Source organism: Pedobacter chinensis (genome assembly GCF_003339865.1).
Classification (GTDB): Bacteria; Bacteroidota; Bacteroidia; order Sphingobacteriales; family Sphingobacteriaceae; genus Pedobacter; species Pedobacter chinensis.
On the sequence record NZ_QPKV01000007.1, the window covers coordinates 175,909 to 195,051 of the forward strand.

At 37.0% G+C, this 19,143-nt stretch carries 19 protein-coding genes; 4 read left to right on the plus strand and 15 right to left on the minus strand.

Translation table 11 applies throughout. The annotated features are described in order from the left end of the window. From DU508_RS17490 to DU508_RS23905, 14 genes are all read right to left on the minus strand, one after another. Positions 1-411, minus strand: a complete 411-nt coding sequence (locus DU508_RS17490; RefSeq protein ID WP_115404056.1) for a hypothetical protein — start codon at positions 409-411, stop codon at positions 1-3. Between the two features lies 1 nt (position 412). Beyond that, a complete protein-coding gene (locus tag DU508_RS23900) occupies positions 413-586 on the minus strand; it encodes a hypothetical protein (RefSeq protein ID WP_158542202.1) in 174 nt (57 codons plus the stop codon). Positions 587-638: 52 nt separating this feature from the next. Then, complete coding sequence (locus DU508_RS17495) at positions 639-1,712, minus strand: DUF932 domain-containing protein (RefSeq protein WP_115404057.1); 1,074 nt, start codon at positions 1,710-1,712, stop codon at positions 639-641. A 43-nt stretch (positions 1,713-1,755) separates the two neighbouring features. Continuing rightward, positions 1,756-2,148 carry a single-stranded DNA-binding protein gene (locus tag DU508_RS17500; RefSeq protein ID WP_115404058.1) on the minus strand — a complete coding sequence of 131 codons (393 nt, stop codon included), beginning with the start codon at positions 2,146-2,148 and terminating at the stop codon, positions 1,756-1,758. A 426-nt stretch (positions 2,149-2,574) separates the two neighbouring features. Beyond that, entirely contained in the window at positions 2,575-3,894 is a 1,320-nt protein-coding gene (locus DU508_RS17505; RefSeq protein ID WP_115404059.1) for a site-specific integrase, read from the minus strand. Positions 3,895-4,364: 470 nt separating this feature from the next. Further along, complete coding sequence (locus DU508_RS17510; protein ID WP_115404060.1) at positions 4,365-5,804, minus strand: phytoene desaturase family protein; 1,440 nt, start codon at positions 5,802-5,804, stop codon at positions 4,365-4,367. Positions 5,805-5,909: 105 nt separating this feature from the next. Then, positions 5,910-8,291: an outer membrane beta-barrel family protein gene (locus DU508_RS17515; RefSeq protein ID WP_115404061.1), complete on the minus strand. Its 2,382-nt coding sequence runs from the start codon at positions 8,289-8,291 to the stop codon at positions 5,910-5,912. An 18-nt stretch (positions 8,292-8,309) separates the two neighbouring features. Continuing rightward, positions 8,310-9,878, minus strand: a complete 1,569-nt coding sequence (locus tag DU508_RS17520) for an O-antigen ligase family protein (protein ID WP_158542203.1) — start codon at positions 9,876-9,878, stop codon at positions 8,310-8,312. A gap of 49 nt (positions 9,879-9,927) precedes the next feature. Continuing rightward, complete coding sequence (locus DU508_RS17525) at positions 9,928-10,845, minus strand: HTTM domain-containing protein (protein WP_115404063.1); 918 nt, start codon at positions 10,843-10,845, stop codon at positions 9,928-9,930. After that, positions 10,814-11,461 carry a hypothetical protein gene (locus tag DU508_RS17530; protein ID WP_115404064.1) on the minus strand — a complete coding sequence of 216 codons (648 nt, stop codon included), beginning with the start codon at positions 11,459-11,461 and terminating at the stop codon, positions 10,814-10,816. The genes DU508_RS17525 and DU508_RS17530 overlap by 32 nt, the downstream gene beginning before the upstream one ends. A 4-nt stretch (positions 11,462-11,465) precedes the next feature. After that, positions 11,466-11,771: a hypothetical protein gene (locus DU508_RS17535; protein ID WP_115404065.1), complete on the minus strand. Its 306-nt coding sequence runs from the start codon at positions 11,769-11,771 to the stop codon at positions 11,466-11,468. A gap of 80 nt (positions 11,772-11,851) precedes the next feature. Beyond that, positions 11,852-12,061: a hypothetical protein gene (locus DU508_RS17540; RefSeq protein ID WP_147273656.1), complete on the minus strand. Its 210-nt coding sequence runs from the start codon at positions 12,059-12,061 to the stop codon at positions 11,852-11,854. A 240-nt stretch (positions 12,062-12,301) separates the two neighbouring features. Then, positions 12,302-13,762: a hypothetical protein gene (locus DU508_RS17545; protein ID WP_115404067.1), complete on the minus strand. Its 1,461-nt coding sequence runs from the start codon at positions 13,760-13,762 to the stop codon at positions 12,302-12,304. Next, positions 13,746-14,120 (minus strand): hypothetical protein, encoded by a 375-nt coding sequence (locus DU508_RS23905; RefSeq protein ID WP_115404068.1) that lies wholly within the window; start codon positions 14,118-14,120, stop codon positions 13,746-13,748. Before DU508_RS23905 ends, DU508_RS17545 begins: the two co-directional genes overlap by 17 nt. A 264-nt stretch (positions 14,121-14,384) precedes the next feature. Between DU508_RS23905 and DU508_RS17555 the strand changes: the two genes are divergently transcribed. From DU508_RS17555 to DU508_RS17575, 4 genes are all read left to right on the plus strand, one after another. Further along, entirely contained in the window at positions 14,385-15,149 is a 765-nt protein-coding gene (locus DU508_RS17555) for a LytR/AlgR family response regulator transcription factor (RefSeq protein WP_115404069.1), read from the plus strand. 233 nt (positions 15,150-15,382) lie between these two features. After that, positions 15,383-16,453, plus strand: a complete 1,071-nt coding sequence (locus DU508_RS17560) for a sensor histidine kinase (protein WP_158542204.1) — start codon at positions 15,383-15,385, stop codon at positions 16,451-16,453. A gap of 369 nt (positions 16,454-16,822) precedes the next feature. Next, on the plus strand, positions 16,823-17,155 hold the full coding sequence (locus DU508_RS17570) for a hypothetical protein (protein ID WP_147273657.1): 333 nt from the start codon (positions 16,823-16,825) through the stop codon (positions 17,153-17,155). A 155-nt stretch (positions 17,156-17,310) separates the two neighbouring features. Then, entirely contained in the window at positions 17,311-17,589 is a 279-nt protein-coding gene (locus tag DU508_RS17575) for a hypothetical protein (protein WP_115404073.1), read from the plus strand. A 129-nt stretch (positions 17,590-17,718) separates the two neighbouring features. On the opposite strand, the gene DU508_RS17580 is transcribed toward DU508_RS17575, so the two are convergent. Then, positions 17,719-18,993 (minus strand): site-specific integrase, encoded by a 1,275-nt coding sequence (locus DU508_RS17580; protein ID WP_115404074.1) that lies wholly within the window; start codon positions 18,991-18,993, stop codon positions 17,719-17,721. Positions 18,994-19,143: the final 150 nt, after the last annotated feature.

Consider the following 19,143-nt stretch of genomic DNA (forward strand, 5'->3'; position numbering starts at 1 on the left):
TTATTTATCGTTTAGGGTTATTGAAAGAATTTTATCACTCCCGAAAAGCAGGTGTATTGCCTGTTTAAGGGCAGGGTTACATTGTTCACTCTCTGAATACTCGATAAGGCAGTAAAGGGCAAAGAGTGAGTTGTGCCCGTCAAAAAAATGGTCAGCAAACCAACGTGGGCGTTTCCACAATTTTTCTTGGTTTTTCTCAATCTCCTTGTTTGCATTCTGCACAAGCCTGTACCAAAACTCTGCTGTAAAAAATCCTTTTTGATACCAACCCTCACGGAATGCGGTTTCATTCTGAAGAAAATATTCGCATTGTTCTTTTATGGCGTTTTGTAGTTTCTCCAATTCTTCGGGAAACAGTCTGCATAGCAATTCGCCTTTATCTAAATTGTCCATTTTGCTTAATGCTTTCATATCATTGAACTTTTTTACTGTTAATCATTTTTAGTTTTACTATGGCACTTTCGGGACAACCCTCTACGGCTGTTATGTGCTGTATCGCTCCCTGTTCTCCGCTTAGTGATACTACTGTCAGCGTTGCTTTGCCTTTGCCGTGTTTTAGGGTTGCTTTATAGGTCTGTATTGTCATAGCCGTTGTATATAGTAGGCTACCACCGTTTAAGGCGGTAGCCTATAGTTATCTAATTGAGGTTAAGGATTTCCGCACCGTCCAAAGCAAATGAGGTACACAATTCAAATGCTTTCTGTGATTTGAGTTGGGCAGTACCACCCAATACAATACTCTGTAGCTTGGCTTCGTCATTCTTGTAATTTCTTACGTTCTGATAGTAGCCTGTCACAGCATTGTACGCTCCGAACAAAGTGCCTTTGGTGGTGTCCATTTGTTGGGTGTCGCTTATCATTGCATAGCTGAAAGCATCATCAACCACGTTTTTGAACACGGTGGAAATTTCATCTTCTGCACCTTTCTTGATTAGGTCAAGCGTTTCCTTGTTCGGGCAAAGTGCCAATTGGATTAGCTTTCTTACTTCTCGGTCAGATACTTTAACCTTTGCCCACTCGTTGAAAATTCCTTCCAATTGGTTGCTCAACGTATTGGCAAGTCCCATAATCTTGTGAGCGTTCTCGATACGCTGTTTTGCCCCCGAAGTGTGTTTGATGCGGACTACATTGGTCATACTACGTAACGAAGCGTTAAGCGTATTTTGGCAGACAATCCTAATCGGTGTAAATGCTGCGGTAATACTTCCGCTACCATCGTGCGAAGTTGTGAGGAAGATATATTTTTCTGTTACGTCATCGCCATTACCTACACGAATGTAGTCGGGCAATTTGGCTGTAATAAATATGCGTTCTCCGTTGCCCAATGCCCCTGCGGTTTCGTATAGAATACCTTCGCCACCATCTACAATGGCGTCGAAGAAATTAAAGGCTTCTTTGTTCTGTACGATATGGTAATCTTTACCTACTACACCCAATACGGCATTGTTATCGGTTCGTATGTTGGCAAAATAGTTAGGTACTTCCAATTCACTACTGCCTATCTCTATGCCGTTAGCCGTTTCGATTATGCCCGAACCTTTGGTAAATAGTGGGGATTTAACCACCTCGTAATCTAACCCTGCGTATTTGATAGCTTCTTCGCTTGTTGGGTATTGCTCCACGATTTGCCCCAAATTATGCCACGCTTTTTGCTGTACTGAAAAGAAACTGTGCTTTCCTGTTCTTTCGTTGAAATGAATGTTATGTGCCATTTTGATAAAATTTTGATGTTAAAAAATGATTGAATGCCCGTTGTTAAAATGGGAGGTCGTCTTCTGTACCTTGCCCTGCTGTACTGTTGTTTCCTGTTTGTGCAGTAGCCTGTACGCTTTCTGTTCTCCTGCTACCTCCGTGCAGTTTGATGTTTGAGGTATGGAAATTTAGTCCTGCTCTTGGCTCTCCGTCATTGCCTGTCCACGCTCTTGTACTTACTCGTCCTGTGAGTTCTACCAAAGTGCCTTTTGTGAGTAATGTGGCTACCTTAGCAGAAATCCAATAAGAGCAGTCGAAATAGGTGGTTTGCTCTATGCGTTCGCCTTGCTTGTTTTTGTAGCTGTCGTTGGTTGCTACTGAAAAGTTTACTACTTGTTTGTCCTGTGATGTTGTGCGTACTTCCGCATCTCTTGTCAGTCTTCCGATGATGTTCATAATCGTTCCTGTTTTAAAATTTTACATTTTGTTACGTTCGCTTTTCTTGTTTCCTGCTCCCTGTTGTGGTTTGCTCCGCTTCGCTTCGCATAATTTTTTCCAAAAGAAAAACCGGAAAAAAGAAAGCAGACTATCAAGGCGGTCAAGAGGAAAAGCCAAAAGGAAACGGAATAATTGGAGGGTACCTTTAGGGAGGAAACCGTTTATGCCGTAGTCTTTTGGCTGGGATTGAGCGTGGGTGACCGCCGTACTTTGGCTGCCTTTTTACCGGTTGATTATGGAAATATTTTCTCCTAATTTTTATGGAATAATGACCAGGCTATGAGAGCCTGAAATAGTGGTGGGAATAATCGAAAAGTAAGGGCATAAAAAAAGCAGAACCATTAAGTTCTGCTTCGATCTGACAAGTAAAGAATACATTGATTTTTAAACCATAATTTCTTCGGTATCGTAAAATTCAATTTCTTCATCATTCAATAACACTATTTCTTCACGTTCCATTTGAATAAGAAATGCTTCTTCCATAGCTTGAAATTTGGGGGCTACCAAATCCATATCCTTACTGATTTTCTGGCTGGTAATCTTGGCGTAAATCTGTGTAGTGGAAATATTCTTATGACCCATCATTTTGCTAAGGCTTTCAAGCGGAACACCCTCGGTCAAAAACATTGTAGCGAATGTATGACGGGCAGTATGGAATGTAACTTTCTGTTCTGTAACAATGCCCGCTTTCTCAATAAGTTTACCTATATGCGTATTGCAAGTCGCATTGGATGGCATTGGGAATACAAACTCATTTCTTGTAACTCCACGGTATTTCTCAATAATGCGTTTAGGTATTTCCAAAAGACGGACGTTGGAGGCAACATCTGATTTCTTCCTCCTGCTTATTATCCATTGGTGTCCGTCAAAGAACGATTGGATATTGCTCCATTTCAGCTTCTTAATGTCAATATAAGAAAGCCCTGTAAAACAACTGAAAATAAAAAGGTCTTTTACAAGTTCATATCGGGGCTTAGATGGTTTCAGGAACATTAAGGTTTCTACATCCTCTTTCAAAAGGTAGCTGCGGTCTGTTTCCTCCATACTGATTTCATAATCCTCAAAAGGATTATTCCGTATCAAGCCTTTTTTGATAGCCAATTCTGCCAAAGCAATAACCGGCATTGTGTAAACCCAAACCGTATTATGGGTACATTCCTTATCAATGCGAAGAAAGAAATCAAACTCACGGATAAAATCAGAAGTGAGTTCTCGGAAAGCCATATCGTCTCGATGGTAACGCTCCCTTATAAATTCGCTAAGGTGGTTATAAACAGTGTTGTACTTGCTATATGTGCTTTGAGAGCGTTTTCCCTTAGCGACCATTTTTTCAAAGTCTTCATTTTGCTCTTTAAAGACTTTTAGTATGGCATCTTCCATTACACCAACACCCAAAAACGAGAGCTTTACTTTTTGGGCGGTTGCGAAGCCCTCGTGTTTCAGCATATCCTCGTAAATCTTGTCGATACGACCCCGTATATTATCCAGCTTTTGGTTAACACTCAAAGCGGTGGCACTCTTTCCCTCAACTCTTCCGTATTTTAAATCCCAATTTTTTGGGTTAATTTCTAACTTTGTCCCCAAAGTTTTAGCTGTTCCGTCAATGGTAATACGTGCCATAATCGGTGCATTACCGTTCTTCTTCAGTTCGTTCTTTTTCAGGTAGAAAAGCAGCTTGAACGTCGATTTTTTTGCCTGTTCCATAACTCAAATGTTTAATGTTTAAAATTAAATTACTCTGAGTTACAAGGGAATGTAGAAAATGATGCAAAACACAGAAATATAATCAGTTACTATACTTGTTTGGCTTTGTCAAACGGTAACGAATTAGTAACCTAAAGTTGTGTTTTTAAGCCCAAAACTTATCTTACCGTGAGTTCCAACCTAAGACTACTATTTTATAAAGCATTATATATAAACGGTTTTATCCGTTTTGCTTATTTTTGCTTTTTACTAATATTTTTTTAAAAAAAAAAATTGATTACATAAATAATAGATTTAACAATTTATCTAATCATTTAGTAGCAAATTATTAATAACCATCTAAAATTATAATTTTTGTCAGGTAGAGACTAGAACTCTATAATTTTTACCCACCCAGACAAAATTTGCATACCAATCCTTCATTTGCCAATAATTTAAAGCGTAGGCAAAAAATTACGAGCTTTCCTGTATTATAGCTTAATACTAAATACATCCTTTAAAGCTGCTTTTGCGGCATTATAACCACACATTCCATGAACACCACCACCTGGCGGCGTGGAAGATGAACAGATATATATACCTTTTTTGGAGGTTTTGTAAGGCGATAAGCGGAGTGCGGGTCGAGTAAATAGCTGTCCAATATCTAAAACTCCACCATTAATGTCCCCGCCGATATAATTTGGATTATAAAGTTCCAATTGACTTGTGTTTAAAGTATGCCGACCTATAATCGTATCTCTAAATCCAGGAGCAAAGCGCTCTACTTGTTTCTCTATTGCGTCTGTCATATCTTTGGTAGAGCCATTTGGAACATGACAATATGCCCAGCCTGTTTCTTTTCCGGCCGGAGCACGCGAATCGTCGAAAAGGCTTTGTTGGGCAAGAAGAACAAAGGGTCTTTCGGTATGTATTCCTAGGCTGGTTTGAAGTTCTCCCTGCGCTATTTCTTCAAAAGTATTGCCCAAATGCAATGTTCCAGCCATACGACATTCTGCAGTTTTAAAAGGAATTGGTTCATTTAGTGCCCAATCAATCTTAAATACGCCCATTCCATATCTGTACCGATTTAACTGCCACTTATAGGTTGAAGAGAATTTTTGCCCGGCAATCTTCATTAGCTGTCGTGGAGTAATATCGAACAGAACAGCATGGGCTGAGGGCATCTGTGAAAGGGAAGAAATATATGTCCCCGTCTCTATCCTGCCTCCTATGCTTTGAAAGTAACCCGCCAGTGCTTTCGCTATTGAGAGCGATCCACCTCTAGGAATTGACCAGCCTTTCAAATGTCCAGCTGTCAATAACACAAGAGCAATTGCTGAGGTGCTTAAGTTGCTCAAAGGTTGTATTGCGTGCGCGGCCATTCCAGCAAATAGCCCTCGGGCATTTTTACCTTTAAACCTTTTCACAAACTGAGTGGCACTGGTTAAGGCCTTCAATCCAAATTTAGCCATTTCTATAGGGTGCTCAGGAAAGCGAAGAGGCCCCATAGCATCCTTTTCAATCAACGGCCAGGCATGGCAAAGGGATTGCATCAAGTCATTGTAGGTTCGGGCATCTTCTCCCATATAGTTCGCCGTTTTCTCAACCGACAGACTGAGTACAGCCACGTCTCCATCATCAAAGGGATGGGCTGCGGAAATTGGTGGATTGACGAAATTCAGTCCGAAATCGATGAGTGGAAGCGTTCTAAAAAATGGTGATGCAAGTGACATTGGATGAATAGCAGAGCAGACATCGTGGATGAAGCCGGGCAAAGTAAGTTCCCTTGACGCCAGCCCACCTCCTACACTTTCCCTACCCTCTATAATGAGGACAGACAATCCTTGTTGTTGCATTAAAATTGCGGCGGCTAAGCCATTTGGCCCAGAGCCAACAACTACTGCATCATAGTCACGTTTTTCACGTTTCATGTTTGTATGTTTTGTCTTTAGATATCTTGCGCATATTTCAACAGCAAGAAACCATTTTTAATTATGAGGGCATAGCGTTTCGACAATACTTCGAATACTAATATGTTATAACCGTTTATTGGATTCCTCTAAATTGTCGTCTTTAAAAATCTCCTTAGCTTTAACCGTTTGTTTCCCAAACCTGTAAATGACGCCCAAGGTTGTAATTCTCTTGTCATTATAGGATTGTGAACTATATGGCAAAAAGAGTGCAGTATTTCCAGTAAATGATGTCTTTAAAATATCATTTCCCCGAAGGAATATGTTCAGTTTGGGTTTTTTGAGTTCTTTGCTAAGGGAGGCACTGAGGTTGCTATAGCCCCGGTGGTGATAGAATTGATCGCTAGATAAATTTGAGAAGTCCAGGCCAATCCCTATCTTAAAGTTCTTCGGCAATAAAAGGTCGTTACTGATATTCCCATAGATATTCAAATTGGCTTTCCCAAGTGGAAGATTGCGATAGGGCTGTATGTCAATTGTACTTAATCTGCCATTAAAGCTCACCTGCCAAAATTTGGTTGGCTGCATCGCATAATATGCCCCAACATAATAATAAACGCCATTAAAGTTATCGTATTGCTGGGAAAGTGAACCATCACCATTTTTTTGCAGAATAGATGAAATCAAATCGTTCAGAATAACTAAGCCTGCACTAAATATCAACTTGCTCTTATATGTCCAGCTAAAATTTAGATTGTGTGTTCGTGCTGGACGTATCTGACTATTTCCAACAAAATTGGCCACTGTATTATCAGTAAATCTGGCAAATGGATTTAAAAGACTATAATCAGGGCGTGAGATTTGTTTACTATAATTGAAAGCAATAACATTTTTAGCATTGATCTTTTTTTGCAGGAATAACGTTGGAAAAAGTGATAATTTCCGATATAACCTATCTTTGGCTCCTGATGCGGTCTGAGAAAAGACCTCATTTTGCTCTACTCTTAGTCCAAACTGAAAATACCATGATTTTACTTGTGCTTCCCAAGAAGTAAAAGCGCCATAATTGAATTCGTTATACCTAAACGATACCATATTGGTTAATGTTTCTCCGGCAGTTCTATCCATATCGAAGTAAGTGTAACCGGAATTTTCATTGGATAACTTTGTATTGTAGTAGCGGACTCCCGAAATCCACTCCCCTCCCCATAATCCACGCACATATTGTCCAGAAATGGTGGCAAAATCTGTTTGATTAGGAAGAAATGCTCTGTAGAATGGCATTTTTTTGATTAGCAATCCAGCAGAGTTGAAATAGGAGAGATTATTATCTATTCTATTATCACCTTGATTTCTAGAATAGGCCAGAGTAAATTTGAGACTCTGCCTGGTGCTATCCCATTTACTTTCGTATATGGCCTGGGAGGCAAAGGTATTGGAATTACGTTTGATGTGGTTAAGACTTTGCCATACAGAATCTTGCTGTAGTTGCCGAGTCGAAGTGAGACCACCATTATTTCCCATTACCAAATTATTTGTGGCGCCTGGTGCATATTCTGCATATACAGTCAAAAGATTGTTCTTATTAAAATCTACTCCAACGCTGCCGTATATGCGGTGTGAATTGCTCTCATTAATATTGTTCTGACTCACTACCCATGGAAGGTTCTTTGTATTAACCGATGTGGTAATATTCGTAACCCCCATTGTTTTGGATTGGCTATAATTGTAACCTAGCTGCGAAACAAATTTCCCTTTTTTGCCATTTAAGGTCAAACCAGCGTTGTACCTTGGAAAAACACCATAACCATTGCTGAGGTTTAAAGTGCCTTTGACTCCCTGATATCTCATATTGACAGTAGTAATCAAAATTACCGAACCAATATTAGAGTCAAATTTGGCACCAGGGTGAGACGAAATTTCAACTTTTTCGATATTTGCTGCAGGGATATTTGCTAGATAATTCATCAATTCCTCGCCCGACATAAAAACCTGACGACCATCAATAAACACCGTTGCTGTTTTATTTTCAACCTTTAAAGTTCCATCCATACGTGTTTCCACTAACGGTCCATATTTCAGGGCATCCCAGGCATTAGATGTTTTGGCCAGCGTGTTTTGCTGAACATTTAGAATAAAATTTCCATTTTTAATTTCGACAAACTTTTTTTGTGCTGATATATTAACCCCTTTGAGTGCAATAGTTTCCTCGGTTAATAACAGCTCTACCGAATTTCCCGCTAACAGTCTCAAAGATGTATCAATTGGGATATAGCCGACATAAGATGTTTTCAGTCTGTAGTCCCCCGATTTTAAGTTAGAAAATATAATCCTTCCATTTTGGTCGCTTATGAATTTTTTGGAGGTACTATCGCACATGAGAACAAGAGTTACCCCTGGTAGGCCGAAGTCTTCTTTTGAATCTTTAATGATTAATGTAGTCTCTTGTCCGAATATATTGGAAAAGAATAAAGCAAGAATAAATGATAGGGGAAGTTTATTTTTCAAAATAGTGGTTGTAGTCCTTTAAAAGTTTGCTTGTAAATGAGATATTTTTTTTGCCGCTGTCAAAATATAGTCCGATTCCTTATTCTTGATTTTTATTTTAGAACTTAAAATAACTCCAGCAATTCCTTTTGCATCCTTTAGTCTTCGGTTTTTTAAATAGAGCATCATTAACAAAAACTTAGGCTTTAGAAATGCGGGTACGAGTGTCATACTTTTTACATAGTTGGACTCCGCAAGGGCGATGTCTCCTAATGCTTCATAGTTCTGGGCTAAGAGTAGGTATATATCAATGCTGCTGCTACGGAGTGCTGCCTTATTTAACTGGGCTATAGATGCAGAATACCGTTTTTTTAAATATAAAATATTGGCGAAGGCCAATTGGAAGTCCTTATTATTCTCAAATACCTTCACAGATTCTTTGAATCTTATATGGTCTGCTACTATCGGGCTACGACTAGCAAGCTTCCAAATCATCACTGCATTTTGTATTTTGAGGGACAGGAAAACTAAAATTATACCTGCGGCACCAAATGAGGCTTTGATGAGATTGGTTTTGATATTTGTAGAACTCACTGGAGTATGAAAAGTACTGATTAGCCCAAAATATATGATGCATAAAATGAGGGTAGAACTAGTCTGCAAGGGAAAGGAAAACATTGCGAATATAATGATCATAAGCATGGCCTCTTGAAGATATTGCGGATAACGTCTCCAATTACTCAAAGTTAGGATGATACCGTAAGTGAGGAATACCAGTCCAATGACACCCAATTCAAGGGCAATTTGAAGGAAATCATTATATGCTACCTGAACATATGATGCCAGGTAGCGGTACGGTGAAAGAGGATTAGCCATTAAATGCGCTGCCTGAAAGTCATTATAGTGGCGGTCAAACTGATTTATACCGATACCACTGAACCAATTTTCATGCCATAGGGAAAAGGTTCCTTTCAAAATCAAAAAGCGGCCGCTCGTGGAATCTTGCAAAAAAATGGCCATTATAATAAACGCAAGTGCTGCGAATGCTGCAATAAAGTAAAATGATGGCAACTGTCTTTTTGAAGATTTTACTAATCTAAACACAAGCAGCACTGCAAGAACAAGCCAACTCAATTTTGAGTCGGTCATGAAGCAAACTAATGAAAGTGAAACAAATAATAAAACTGCTAACTTTGGCTGCTGTTTTTCCATTAGATAGGCATCTAACAAGGGGAAGGCCAGACACATGAAATTTGTCAGTAACGCTGGACTGATGAAACTTCCTGAAACATCGAAAAAACTATTTTTACCCTTTGAGAATCCGAAGAACTGAGTCATGGTAAGGATAGCCTCATAAGTGAAGATTATCAATATAGCTATGATCAGAATATTCAGGAACTTTTTGTCACTAGTGGCAATTACCTTAATGCAACCATAAGTCAATACATAACACAACAAAAAATAAAAATCATAAACGTTTAGCCTAGAAGGTGAATCGATAAGGCTTCTTAATAGGTAATAGGTCGCAAACAAAATGACGAAAATATCAGCTTGACTGAGCGAAAAACCCAATTTTTCGTTTTTTAAACCACATAATAATGTAATCAAAAATATTACGATAAAGCAAGGAAAGTAATAATCATTTATGAATAGCGGATCATACATCATGTTTATCGTCCTTAAGCGTGAGAAATGCGGCAAGATTCAACAAAATCATTAACAACCCAAAAAAGTATAGGTTCAACGAAAGGATGATACCTACATGAAGGCTAATTGTCAATAGAAGCCATAACATTCTCGTTTTTCGGAACGCCATTGCTAATGGATAAAATACCTCAATTATTATCGTTCCAATACCAAACAACAAGGGAAGACTAGGATACTGAGCAAATAAATTATAATTATCAATTATATTTGATTTGAAACCAGGAAGATGTATGGCTTTCCAGACCGACTCTCCATTCCACCAGTTTATACCAAAGCTTTTGTCTATTCCAGATGTAAAATAAACGATCGACATGTGGATTTTTAAAAGGTTGCGGTAAGGGGTTGGATTGATTTCCGAACGCTTAAATATTAGGCTATCAACAGATATTTTATTTCCAACAGGAAAAATGAAACAATAGAACAATGCAATTGACTTAAAGAATTCTACACCATACATGTAAGGTGTTGAGGATTGAAATATTAATATGTGAAGAAACAGCAGTGTTAAAGATGAAAAGCGGGTCAAAAAGCCAAATACAAGCGTAATGCACAGTATACCGTAAAGTATCATGTAGCCCAAGGCAAAGGAACTCGATGTAATACCTAAATAGGTCAAAATACTCTGCACATAACTATAGGAGGGCATATACTGCACTTTTTGTATACTGAGTATTTTCAAAGGAATTAGTCCACTATCAGTATACAATAACTCAAAATCCCTGCTTATTGCTAGCAGGTGTGTGCAACAGAAAAGTCCAATTGCAATTCGAAAAAATGGAAAGAATAATCCGTCCTCCTTTTGAAAAGCAAGAAATTTATCCCGTGACCAAAGAAAACTAGTTTTTACCGAGAGTAATGTGTTTTGCATCTAATTCAAGTAGTTTAATTAAAAGAGGAGCTTTTTTTTCCAGTACTGAAGCATTAAGTGATGGGTAATGATAAAGGAAAAGAGTGCAGTGAACTAGGAATTTATCCGGTTTATATTGATTATAATAAAACCTGCCAATACTCTTCAAATAAATATCAAGATATTCTCCATATTTTTTTGATTCCTTGAACGAAACACTTTTTTTCTTGAGTCGCTCATTTTCGATAATGGTTAACCTATCCTGAAATGACCCTAACAGAGTATGATATTTGTTTTTCCCTTCTTTAGTTCTAAATGGAGGAGAGAAATGTTCAACCATCTCTTGCCTTGTTTTCCGGTCTAGTATGGTAATTTTAAGGACATATGAGCTGGCAACATTTGGCGCAAAAAAACCATACCCTGCATCAATCCCTGAAAGAGAAAGATATTGCTTGACCAATGGAATCGAAATTGAATGCTGTAATCCCTCTTTGGTAGCAGTTAAACCTGTTGTAAAATCATTCTCCACAAAGGAAGAAGATTTCTCATAAGAAGATATTGTGCTTATGACAGCAATCGTCGCAAGAAAGAGGAAATGGATGATAGCAAAATAAAAGAATCGAATATGGGTGACCATGAGTCTATTTATAATCGTTGATAATACGGGAGAAATCGTTGTTTTGCAAATCCTCAGGGGTGCTTAGAAATTTAGTCTGGAAAAAAGTTTTTTCAGTAAACTCTCCTTCATCTAGGTGGGATGTCCTCGTTAGATGACTTTCTGCGATAAATCCAGCTTCTTCTGTATAATAATCCGAAGCATAATCGACCTGCTGCAAATTCTGATATTTTTCTGATTCAGATTTCTCGGAAGACGCCCATAGATATGCAGGTGCCAATAGAGTTGCAAAGATGAGTATAGCTGTGATAAAATAATAATTGGTTTTCATACTTATTTTTTTAATGACATGAATGTAAATTGAGAAATTAAAAAGGGCTCAGAAAACATCTGAGCCACTTTTAGTAATTGTTATTGGTAAGATGCAATAATGGTATCCACGTTAACAGATGCACTGTATAATGTTGAAGTAGCAATACTTGCTTCTACAGTAGAAACGCTCTGAGACTCCTCGTTGCTGCTAGCGCTCCACTTGGTCTTAGTGGTATTGAAGGTTACACTGCTAGAGGCAACATCGGTTCCATCTACTTCAAGAAGGTTAGCTTCAGTAGCCGATGTCACCTTAGTTTTAGGGATAGTGGTGTCTTCCTCGCCTGATACGAAGGCCGATAAAGAAATTACGAACGCTGCTGCGCAAGGGAATAGGATTTTTTGATAATTTTTCATTTTTTTTTAATTTAAGAATTGATTATTTATATAATTTAACTATAGTTCATGGAGTACTGTGAGCTAGCGTTGTTGTCGCTTTATTTGTTACAAGGGGATATATACATTTAGACACAATCGACTAACTCGAATCACTTAAATAAAAATAGTCTCGGTATTCAATAGAATGAAAGGCCTGGTTTTTGCATTGATGACGCTCCCCTTTTCAATAAGAATGTATAAGCCATCTGCATATTCGCCAGTAGTAGTAAATTTTTGATGATTTGCAAATTTTCTTTCTAACAACTCCCATTTTCCTTTCTTCATTCCATATAACTCATATTGCATATTGTCCGAAAGAGAGGGCTTTTGCAAAAATGATAGGTTTTTAATAGAATCAGGAAGTTTCCAGCCATGTTTGTCGATGTATGCTACTTGTTGCTGGAGAACTGACTTATCGCTTGACAATATCATCTTGTGTCTTTTTGTGGATCTGAAGTCACGGATGTTTGCTGATTTATCAAGGTAAAACAAAAAGCTCTCCCCTCGAAAATCCAGGGTCGATATCAGGTAGAGGTTTTCCACTCCAAGATCTCTAAATTTGAATTCTTTAAGTTTAGGGCTTATAGCAGACACAGGTTTCCAAGTACCTGAATTAAGCACACTAATTACTAAGATTTCAGATGTTTTTTTAAAATAGTACTGCGTATTTAGTTCCCCGGTCTTCACATATTTTGAGGTGACATCAAGGTCCGTGAAAGTAGTTCCAATGTTGGACAACTGTTTATAAAACTTTAGATAAACCGAAGTGGTATCGGGAATAAATCCTTTTCTGTATACCTTTGGCGGAATTCTATAGGAATAAAAATCCTTGTTCGAAGAAATGATAAACGATAATGGATTATATTTTTCATTGGTACCGGAGTCATCTCCAGAAATCGGATAAAATTCCTTTTCATTAGGAACTAATACATTCCAGGCATGTCCTCCATCCTGATTACCCCATGCAGGCACATAATCGAAAGTCATCGGCAATCCATTTGCACGTGAGATATAAGAATTCAGGTTACAGATAGAAAGACAGGAACCCGATCCCTTTTTGACTATTTCATCAAATGTCAAAATGTTCTCATTGGTGTTGTCCAGTTTATATTTGACTAGTGTTTTCGTGTATCTATCTACATCATTACATATGTTGAGCATTGAATCCGAACTGGTGCAGTATTTCATTCTTTCGAAAGGAACAGTATAAAGGGAAAGTGCTTTAGTCCGCCAATCGCTAGGCATGCTACTATTAAGTTTATAGGGAAGTACATAATTCACGAAACTGAATTCCGACATCAAATCTCTGTTGATAAATGTACTTGCTTTTTGGTAAGACAGGGCAATATTCCTAGACAGCAACTCTTCAGAAATAACTGGATAATCTTGAACGACTGTAAGATTAGTATCTAAATGAAATTGCAATCGCGAGAATTTTTTCAGTAACGCTAAGGCTTTTTCACTATGGAAAACCTTACCTGTTAATATCCCCAGGCCAGTATCTTCCGAGATTGAGCAAGACAATAATAAGGTTAACATTACAATCGCAAATGCCCTGCTAATTAGTTGTTTCATATACTTCTTGAATAAGATTAGTTTTATAATAATTTATCTTGATGCGTATCGTAATGTCATGATAGGTCCTGTTTAAAATTTCAGCTTGGGACGCTTGTTCAATACTGATATTAAATAGATCCCGAGGTGGAACGATAGATGTTTTATTACCGTGATTGATGATTAGAGTATCTTGCGACAAGTTTTCCCCTTTTATTAGAAATCCGGATTTGTCTTCTAGTCTGAGAACCCATCGTGTCCTTTCTTTGATTATTTTTTCATTAAGATCCAAAAATTTCACTGGATATGATATTTTGCAGGAAAGAGTAATAACGAAAATAGTTAAAACAAAAATGATAAGCGAAGCTGCCTTTTTCATATAATTATTTGATCTTTCACGATTAATATTAAAAAAATTTCGAGTTACAAATCATGCCACCTATGATGAGAATCTTGACATTGTCATTTTTTTAGGGATTAAAAATTCTTTCATATCTGTTTTTTTATACCTTTAAATTAGAATTAGAAATTTATCTGAAAAACTATTTTGCTGCAAACGGTCAATTGATATCCTCTATCGGTCAATTGTATGCTTGCATTTGTTTACTAAATAGGTTTCTGGTTTAAGAAATAGTAAATCATTATGAATATCAAAACCCTCAGCTGCATCATTGTTGATGACGAAGCTTTTTCAATAGAGTTGCTTTCAGACCGGATATCATCTTTCAAAAATCTCAAGATCGTTAAAACCTTCACAAACCCACTAGAGGCACTTGCAGAGATCGGCTCGGCTACAGAAATCGACATTTTATTTATTGATATTGATATGCCAGATCTCTCAGGACTGAATTTAGCTGAAAAAGTACGTCACAAAGTGAAATATATCATTTTTACAACTGCATACCCTCAGTTTGCCTTGGAAGCATTTGGGGTCAAAGCATATGATTATTTACTTAAACCTATAGATAATCTCAAGTTTATTGAATCTATCGGCAGGCTCATAACTTTAGCGAACGATTCAGTCTCAACTGCCAATAAAAAAGATGATTTCATATTTATTAAAGGCGACCTTAAAGGAAAATATATTAAGTTGATGCCGGAGGAAATAGTCTTGATATATACACGATCTCATATGGTATTTATTGAAACAACCAAGGGACAGTTTAAAACAAATGATACAATAAGAAATGTGGAGTCTAAATTGTTGCCTTCCGATAAACGATTCCTAAGGGTTCACCAATCCAATATTATCAATGTCGATAAGATATTGAAGATTGAGGGCAACACAATTTATCTGGATTACAAGTGGGAGGTTCCAATTGGAGAAAACTATAAAAAAATCGTGATGGAATTTGTAAAGGAAAAGTTGTTGAATCCCGGTTCTGCAAACCGGGATTCAACAACTTAAAAAAATGTTTTAATGGTTGTCACAGTAGCCGTGCTGACGGTCGGGTCGGTTTCGAGCTTTGCAATAGGTTTTACCAATGATTTGAAGATAAAAACTGTCTTCTTCTGGATTTTCAAGTGTCTCTGTATCATTACTTTTTCTTGAAAACTAACCCAGTTATTTTATTATCGAAAGTTTATTTCCCATAAATGCATATGCGAAGCCTTAAACCGGTGATTCATCACCTAAACACATTGGCAACTAAATCCAAGAGCTTACAATTTCACCTTTTGTGCTGGGCTGTCTTTATTATTTATGATAGCTTGATTGGCGGAATGGCTGCAGGTAGATTTGGGGCTATGCCAAATTATGTTATTCACTACGCTTTAAATATTGCGCTATTCTATTTTCATGCTCATTTTATCCTAAAAAAAGGTTTGGGGTCACGCCATAGTAGAATAATAAAAACCGTATTACTATTAGGGCTTGAAATAGCTTTATATATATTTTTGGTGTTCTATATTGATTCCTTTCTCGCCCGCCACACAAACTACTTGTCTGTCAAGGTTATCACATTTAGTGAGTCTCTAGTGTATGGATATCTTTGGAGATCGCTCTATTTCATCTTTGTAAGTACAGGTTACTTTTTTTTTATTGAGTACATCAGGGAAAGGAACGAAAATGATAATGTAAAAAAGCAACAGTTTGATATGCTGATCAGGCAGGAACAAATAGATAAGCAGCTAGCAGAGGCAAAAAATGCGTTTTTGCTGGCTCAGGTTAATCCACACTTTTTGTTCAACACATTAAATTACATCTATTTCAGTACCTACAAAGCGTCTCCTAAAGGTGCAGAAGCTATTATGGCCCTATCCAAGATTATGAGATATACCGCTGATACAGAAAACACAAAAGAGTCAGTTAAACTCGGTACCGAGATTGAACACATAGAAAATCTTCTATACCTTAATAACCTGAGACTAAATGGGTTGATAAATTTCAAATTCCAATACACTCCTGATGTTAAAGAAATTAGAATAATACCTCTTGTTCTAATAACCATAGCAGAAAATATTTTTAAGCATGCTCATTTAACACACAGTGATTACCCGCCGTTCATTAGAATCAAAAACGAATCCGCGCAACTGATAATTACCTCAGGCAATATGTCAAAGGAACCAATCTATAATCATGACAGCCTAAGTTCAGGACTTAGTAATTTAGTTAGCAGAATTGAGTTTGCTTACGGAAATAACGCAGAAATCTACTACGGCAAAGACAATAAAAACTATTTTAGTCTTCAATTAAAAATTCCAATAAGATAATTACAGTTGACATCAAAATTTTGCTTTGCTTAAGATGACGTTGAATCTGCCATTCTTTGCAAAATAAATCTGCCAGACCATTTTAACATTTCTTTAGTTTCTTAAAACCTTATTACAGATAATAGAAATTACATTATTTTTAGCCTATGAAAGACTTACCGAATTCATTGAGCGTGAGAATATACTAAATATAATGTTGCCCTCAAGGAACTATATCATACCCTTGACTTCAGAGGAGTGCTTTTTCAGCAAAAGTAATCCAGTCGAGGTTTGGAAAAATTATACCACTGATCCAACAAAAGGACTTTTTACAACTGCTGATCCAGGTAAGCTGGGAATAGGCTTAACCAGCCTTCGTCCAGAAAAAAAATGGTACTCGATGTATTTGCGTTATTGACCATTTTTGAATTAGCATTAGAAAATCTTATAGGAAAGTTACCTAATGAGAAGATAGTAGTCCGCACTACCCTGGAGCAGTTCAGCCATTTTATAAAGGATCAGGATGGAATCAAAATCTCTGGCAGGTTGAACATCAATAGAACCCCTTCTGGTATCGAGCGAAAGTTCACTACGCCCGAAAAGATTCAGGCGGGAATTGCTAGAATCGAAAAGATCATCAGCTGGATACCCGAGAATTGTCTTGAAGTTACGGCTTCCGCTCGCTTAAATATGAATGAAAAAGCGAGGCGAATGCGCTATTGATGCAATTTTGACCGCTCAGCACCAGGATGCCATCCTATACAGTGAAGAATGGGTAATGCGCACGCTGGCTTGTTCCGTATGTCAATCCACTCCACAAATGATTTGGTTCTCTTCTTTGGTATATTAATACGTCTATAAAATCAGAAAATACAAATATGATAGCAGATTCAGAAACACATGATAATAACCAGTCGAATGACTATGCTGATAGAAAAACATCAAATGATATGGAAACTTTCGTAAAGTTACTCTACAAAATATGGGGAATTACTGAAGTCCTAAAAAGTGATGTCAATTATATTATGGAAATTTACACGGCACCTACACATAAAAAAAACAAAAGAGTGAATAAAAGCGAACGTATAGCTAAAATCAAACACAGATTGATAGCATCCGGAAAAAAGTTTACTAAACTACATAACTTAAACGAGTAATGATTTATTGACTTTGTTCTTTGAAATTATTTAATAGCCGAGAAACTTTTTAATGCAAATACTAGATTTACATTAATCTTTCAAGGTAAATAGATCTGTTTGAGCAGGTGCTAAAAAAAATTAAACCTATCAAAAGTGCATTGACTCATCTACTTGAATAACTTTGAGTTTCTGTTTTGATTTTATATAATCAAATGACTGTGAAGGAGATGAATGCCGATTCACTTGCATCAATCCTTCTGCCCCAAGTATCTGGTATGAATTGTAATTCGACGTATGCTTCAAGGCATAAAATTTTAGATGATCTGGAAGCCTGTACTCTTTTTTGAATAAGGTCCACTTATTCGTGAAAAACTGTCTATCTAATTGTCTTGGACCAACTTTCCCATGACCGCCGAACAAAAACCAATCTTTTCGTTCCATCCCCTCCTCACCAATATAATCCAAAATCAGGTCTATTAGATTTTCATTAAGCTTAAAACTTGCTTGATTTCCATTCTTAGTAATGTTTATTGATTTTCCATTAGCGTCAAGTGTTTGAGCAGGTAAGTTTAAAACTCCTTTTGTAAAAGAAAACCAACCAATTTTGAGTCTAAGTTGTTCCGCCGCTCTCAATCGGAAAGTGTACAACAGCGTTGAAGCTATATAAAGCTCACGATATTTAGGATCATTCTTTAATAGTTTTTTTACTTTTGCCAATTCTTCCTCACTATATATCCTGTACCTTGTTTCTAAATTTCGGGTTTGATAACGAAAAGAATCTAAGCATACATTATAGTTTATCACCCTTTCAGATACCAACCATTTGAAAAAATAGCTCAATTTGAATACATAGGCATTATATGTAGCTTTACTCAATGTTTTTTTGTTGGTGCGATATCTGCCGTTTTTAGATTTTACCTTCCTCTCTTTTTCAATGTTCCTCATGAACATATCAATGTCTGTTTTGGTAATAATGACCGGTTTTTCAAAAAGTATATTCTGTTTCTTTAAAAAGTCCGAAAAATATGTAAAAACAATTAACGTCGAATCCAGTTCTTCTTTACGCATTTTTCCTGCCTGATAGTCCGCGTCTCTAACTTGGAACCATACTTTGATACACTCACTAAGGGTCGAGGTGGAATTAAGCTTTCTATAATCGGGAAAGGATTTCGTAACGAAATTGTATCCATCTTTCAGCATCTCTATTAATGCATCTGTGAGATCTTTAGCTTGACGGGTATAAATTTTTGGTGTAGCATACCGGTCAATGCCAGTAGACTGCTTGATTTGAACAAATTTTTGTGTGTTCGGATCGAAATAATTAAAATAAACAACAATTTTATTGTTACGATCAATTTTTGTGGGAATAGAGAGTTTAAACTCAGTTTCCTCACACCTTGCAATAACATTATTTTTAATCATGACATTATACCCGCGGCTATCCCCGCACTTTTAAAAACATAACCAATTGTCTCAAATATAAGTATTTTTAAAAATAAATACAATAAACTATTTAAACCTATTTTTTGACTAAGCAGTACAAAAAGTGCTTAAATTTTGATTTTAGGCACA

Coding starts and splice junctions, on each gene's coding strand:
- DU508_RS17490 (WP_115404056.1), bottom strand. CDS start 411: ATGAAAGCATTAAGCAAAATGGACAATTTAGATAAAGGCGAATTGCTA.
- DU508_RS17500 (WP_115404058.1), bottom strand. CDS start 2,148: ATGAACATCATCGGAAGACTGACAAGAGATGCGGAAGTACGCACAACA.
- DU508_RS17535 (WP_115404065.1), bottom strand. CDS start 11,771: ATGAAAACCAATTATTATTTTATCACAGCTATACTCATCTTTGCAACT.
- DU508_RS17505 (WP_115404059.1), bottom strand. CDS start 3,894: ATGGAACAGGCAAAAAAATCGACGTTCAAGCTGCTTTTCTACCTGAAA.
- DU508_RS23905 (WP_115404068.1), bottom strand. CDS start 14,120: ATGAAAAAGGCAGCTTCGCTTATCATTTTTGTTTTAACTATTTTCGTT.
- DU508_RS17580 (WP_115404074.1), bottom strand. CDS start 18,993: ATGATTAAAAATAATGTTATTGCAAGGTGTGAGGAAACTGAGTTTAAA.
- DU508_RS23900 (WP_158542202.1), bottom strand. CDS start 586: ATGACAATACAGACCTATAAAGCAACCCTAAAACACGGCAAAGGCAAA.
- DU508_RS17510 (WP_115404060.1), bottom strand. CDS start 5,804: ATGAAACGTGAAAAACGTGACTATGATGCAGTAGTTGTTGGCTCTGGG.
- DU508_RS17545 (WP_115404067.1), bottom strand. CDS start 13,762: ATGAAACAACTAATTAGCAGGGCATTTGCGATTGTAATGTTAACCTTA.
- DU508_RS17575 (WP_115404073.1), top strand. CDS start 17,311: ATGATAGCAGATTCAGAAACACATGATAATAACCAGTCGAATGACTAT.
- DU508_RS17495 (WP_115404057.1), bottom strand. CDS start 1,712: ATGGCACATAACATTCATTTCAACGAAAGAACAGGAAAGCACAGTTTC.
- DU508_RS17570 (WP_147273657.1), top strand. CDS start 16,823: ATGGTACTCGATGTATTTGCGTTATTGACCATTTTTGAATTAGCATTA.
- DU508_RS17530 (WP_115404064.1), bottom strand. CDS start 11,461: ATGGTCACCCATATTCGATTCTTTTATTTTGCTATCATCCATTTCCTC.
- DU508_RS17525 (WP_115404063.1), bottom strand. CDS start 10,845: ATGCAAAACACATTACTCTCGGTAAAAACTAGTTTTCTTTGGTCACGG.
- DU508_RS17555 (WP_115404069.1), top strand. CDS start 14,385: ATGAATATCAAAACCCTCAGCTGCATCATTGTTGATGACGAAGCTTTT.